The organism is Pseudomonas emilianonis, assembly GCF_023072625.1.
Lineage (GTDB): Bacteria > Pseudomonadota > Gammaproteobacteria > Pseudomonadales > Pseudomonadaceae > Aquipseudomonas > Aquipseudomonas paraveronii.
Window position 1 is genome coordinate 1 of record NZ_JAKNRV010000433.1, and the last position, 3,892, is coordinate 3,892.

Consider the following 3,892-nt stretch of genomic DNA (forward strand, 5'->3'; position numbering starts at 1 on the left):
AACTCTTCTTTCAGGCTCATGGTGTCTCTCGTGTTCCAGGGCATGATGGCTTTCCGGCGAAGTTGGCTCGCCGAAAAGTGTCCACCATGTCCCCGTACACCCGTCCACCATGTGTCCGGTCCATACAGGCTTTTCCAAAGTGACCCGCTGTAAGAGCGGAACCATAAGCGGCCGTGACCGCAGCAACGGATATGTACTCAACCCAACCCCAAAAGCCGGTCGGCCCAGAGGCCGCCATCACCGCCCCCCCCCGCACTTGACCACGCCCACTCCAGAAATCAATTGCACCCTCAACATGGCAAGATGAACTCCTCTCAGGTTTACTACTCCCTGAGTAATGGAGTCACCGACCTTGCGTGTCGGTTCATCAAGGTCACTGAATGGACAACTACACCCCCCGCACCTGGCAGCCCCACGAGCGTCCGGCCTTGCCGGGCTCGCCGTCGACGCCGCTGCACCCCACCCACAAACGCTGGCTGTATGCACTGGTCGGCGTCCTGGTAGCAATCACCGGCGGCCTCGGCAACTCGTTGGTGATCGCCAACCTGCAATACCTGCAAGGCGCCCTCGGTGCGACCACGGCGGAAATGGCCTGGCTGCCCGCCGCCTACGTCATGACCAACGTGTGCATGAACCTGCTCTTGGTGAAGTTCCGCCAGCAATTCGGCCTGCGTGCGTTTACCGAGGTGTTCCTGGTGCTGTATGCGCTGGTGACCTTCGGCCACTTGTTCGTCAACGACCTCAACTCCGCCATCGCCGTGCGCGCCGCTCACGGAATGGTCGGCGCGGCGCTCAGTTCCCTGGGGTTGTATTACATGATCCAGGCGTTCCCGGCCAAGTGGCGCTTGAAAGCCTTGGTCCTGGGCCTGGGCACCGCGCAGTTGGCGTTGCCGTTGGCGCGGCTGTTTTCCGAAGATTTGCTGCAAATCGCCGAATGGCGTGGCCTGTACCTGTTTGAGCTGGGCATGGCGCTGATCTGTCTGGGCTGCGTGTTCTTGCTCAAGTTGCCACCTGGCGACCGCTTCAAGACCTTTGAAAAACTCGACTTTCTCACCTTCGCCATCCTCGCCAGCGGGGTGGCGCTGCTCTGCGCGGTGTTGTCCCTCGGGCGGATCGACTGGTGGCTCGAAGCGCCGTGGATCGGTGTGGCGTCGGCCTGTTCGCTGGTGCTGATCATGACCGGCCTGGCGATTGAGCATAACCGCGCCAACCCGTTGCTGATGACCCGTTGGCTGGGTAGCGGCACCATGATTCGCCTGGCGCTGGCGGTGATCCTGATTCGCATGGTGCTGTCGGAGCAGTCCACCGGCGCGGTGGGCTTCATGCAGATGTTGAACATGAGCTACCAGCAAATGCACACGCTGTATGTGGTGATGTTGGCGGGCGCGGTGGCCGGGCTGGTGGTCAGTGCGTTGACGATCAACCCGGCGCACTTGCTGATGCCGCTGGTCATTTCCCTGGCACTGATGGCCACCGGGTCGGTGATGGACAGTTTCTCCAGCAACCTGACTCGCCCGCAGAACCTGTACATCAGCCAGTTCCTGCTAGGCTTTGGCGGCACGTTTTTTCTCGGGCCGACCATGGTGCTGGGCACCAAGAACGTGTTGACCAACCCGCGCAACCTGGTGAGTTTTTCGGTGATGTTCGGCATTTGCCAGAACCTCGGCGGCCTGATTGGCGCGGCGTTGCTCGGGACGTTCCAGGTTGTGCGCGAGAAGTTTCATTCGAGCATGATCGTCGAGCACCTGACCCTGCTCGACCCGCGTGTCGCCGCGCGGGTGCAGAGCGGCGGTGCGGCCTATGGCGGTATCGTCGCCGACCCGGACTTGCGTAACCTCATGGGCATTCGCAGCCTTGCCACGGCGGCGACCCGCGAGGCAAATGTGATGGCCTACAACGATGTGTTCATGCTGATCGCGATCGTCGCGATCCTGACCATGCTCTGGATCTTTACCCGCAGTCTGTGGCTGTTAAGCACCACCAAAGCGGCCACTCCCGTTCAACCCAGCGGCGCTTCTTCATGACCGAACCGACCACCACAACGACCACCACCAACGCCATCGCCGCCACCCCTGAAGGCGCCACGCCACCGGGTGCCACGGTCACCGAACCGCGCTCCCTGGGGGTGCGCGTCCTCTCGTCCCTGGGCTTTGCCGCGATTGCCCTCGTCGGCGTGTTGATCGTGCTGTATGCCTGGCAATTGCCGCCGTTCAGCAGCGCGGTGGAAACCACCGAGAACGCCCTGGTGCGCGGCCAGGTCACGATCATTGGCCCGCAGCTCAGCGGCTATGTGTTCGAAGTGCCGGTGCAGGACTTCCAGTACGTCAAGGCCGGCGACCTGCTGGTGCGCCTGGATGACCGCATCTACAAGCAGCGCCTGGACCAGGCCCTGGCGCAACTGGCGGTGCAAAAGGCCGCGCTGGCGAATGTGGTGCAGCAACGCAACAGCGCCGAAGCCACTATCAAACTGCGCCAGGCCGCGCTGGTAGACAGCCAGGCCCAGGCGCGCAAAAGCACCGCCGACCTGCGCCGCAATGAAGCGCTGATCAGCGACGGTTCAGTGTCCAAGCGCGAACTGGACGTGACCCGGGCCGCCAATGCCCAGACCCTCGCCGCCGTGGCGCAGGCCCAGGCCAGCCTGGAAATCGCGCGTCAGGACCTGCAGACGGTGATCGTCAATCGCGGTTCACTGGAAGCCGCCGTGGCCAGTGCCGAAGCGGCGGTGGAGCTGGCGCGGATCGACTTGTCCAACACCCGCGTCACTGCGCCGCGTGACGGCCAGTTGGGGCAGATTGGCGTGCGCCTTGGCGCTTACGTCAACTCCGGCGCGCAGTTGATGGCGCTGGTGCCGAAGCAGCTGTGGGTGATCGCCAACATGAAAGAAACCCAGATGGCCCACGTGCAGGTTGGCCAGCCGGTAACGTTCACCGTCGATGCGCTCAACCACCGCAAGTTTCGCGGCACGGTGCAGTATATTTCCCCGGCGACCGGCTCGGAGTTCAGCCTGTTGCAGGCGGATAACGCCACCGGCAACTTCGTCAAGATCGCCCAGCGTTTGCCGGTGCGGATCACCGTTGATCCCGACCAGGAGCAGAGCGAGCACTTGCGGCCGGGGTTGTCGGTTGTCGTCAGTATCGACACGGCCGGCCGCCTGAAAAACAGTCCGCCCTGACACCACTGATACAACACAAATCAAAACTGTGGGAGGGGGCTTGCTCCCGATGGCAGTGTGTCAGCCACTACATGCATGACTGATCCACCGCCATCGGGAGCAAGCCCCCTCCCACAGTTGGAATGTATTTCAGGGTGAAATTGAGTTGGACCGACTGATTGTGTTCCAGCAATTTCAACCCCGGCCGCCCCGGCAGGTGATGGGCATTCACCGGATGGCTCACCGGCTCGATGCAAAAGAACCCCAGCCCCGGCGGGCAGTACAGCAGGAAGTAATCGGCGCCCGTGGCCTGGCATTCCAGGGCATAACCCAGCTCCGGCTGTTCGATCCGGCAATGCCCGTCCCACTGGGAAAAACCGTTGTCCACCAGGTCTTCGGGGAGGTTTTTCGACGCCTGGAAGTCCCAAGCGTGCGGCACCGCCGCCAACCCCGTGGGTAGCTTGGACGCATCGCTCAGCCACACCTGCGACGCCTTGGCCTGCAACCGCGTGCCCGGCAGGCGCGGCAAGTAGGGATGCAACCCCAGGCCGTGCCACGCCGCCTGTTCGGCCAGATGTGTGACCCGCAAGGCGATGCTCAGCTCACCGTTGCGCAGTCGAAACCGCTGCTCGGCGCGATAGGCGAACGGCGTGGCGCATTCCAACGCAAGCAGCACTTCATCCGCCGAACAGGCCCAGCACCACGCCTTGCCAGATCGCCCCGCTCAACAGGAAGTATGCC

At 62.8% G+C, this 3,892-nt stretch carries 2 protein-coding genes and 1 pseudogene; 2 read left to right on the forward strand and 1 reads right to left on the reverse strand.

Going from position 1 to position 3,892, the window contains the following annotated elements; all coding sequences use genetic code 11:
* The first annotated feature begins 380 nt into the window (after window positions 1-380).
* Together L9Z73_RS26890 and L9Z73_RS26895 are read left to right on the forward strand one after the other, a co-directional pair.
* Window positions 381-2,024 carry an MFS transporter gene (locus L9Z73_RS26890; protein ID WP_247407625.1) on the forward strand — a complete coding sequence of 548 codons (1,644 nt, stop codon included), beginning with the start codon at window positions 381-383 and terminating at the stop codon, window positions 2,022-2,024.
* The gene (locus L9Z73_RS26895; protein ID WP_247407627.1) at window positions 2,021-3,172 is read left to right on the forward strand and encodes an HlyD family secretion protein; all 1,152 of its coding nucleotides are present in this window, start codon (window positions 2,021-2,023) and stop codon (window positions 3,170-3,172) included. The genes L9Z73_RS26890 and L9Z73_RS26895 overlap by 4 nt, the downstream gene beginning before the upstream one ends.
* Before the next feature lie 67 nt (window positions 3,173-3,239).
* Here L9Z73_RS26895 and L9Z73_RS26900 read toward each other — a convergent pair.
* Window positions 3,240-3,839, reverse strand: a pseudogene (locus L9Z73_RS26900) (aldose 1-epimerase); the annotation flags it as partial.
* Window positions 3,840-3,892: the final 53 nt, after the last annotated feature.

What these genes read in the sequence shown, in the direction of transcription:
- L9Z73_RS26890 (WP_247407625.1), top strand. Translation starts at nt 381, where the DNA reads ATGGACAACTACACCCCCCGCACCTGGCAGCCCCACGAGCGTCCGGCC.
- L9Z73_RS26895 (WP_247407627.1), top strand. Translation starts at nt 2,021, where the DNA reads ATGACCGAACCGACCACCACAACGACCACCACCAACGCCATCGCCGCC.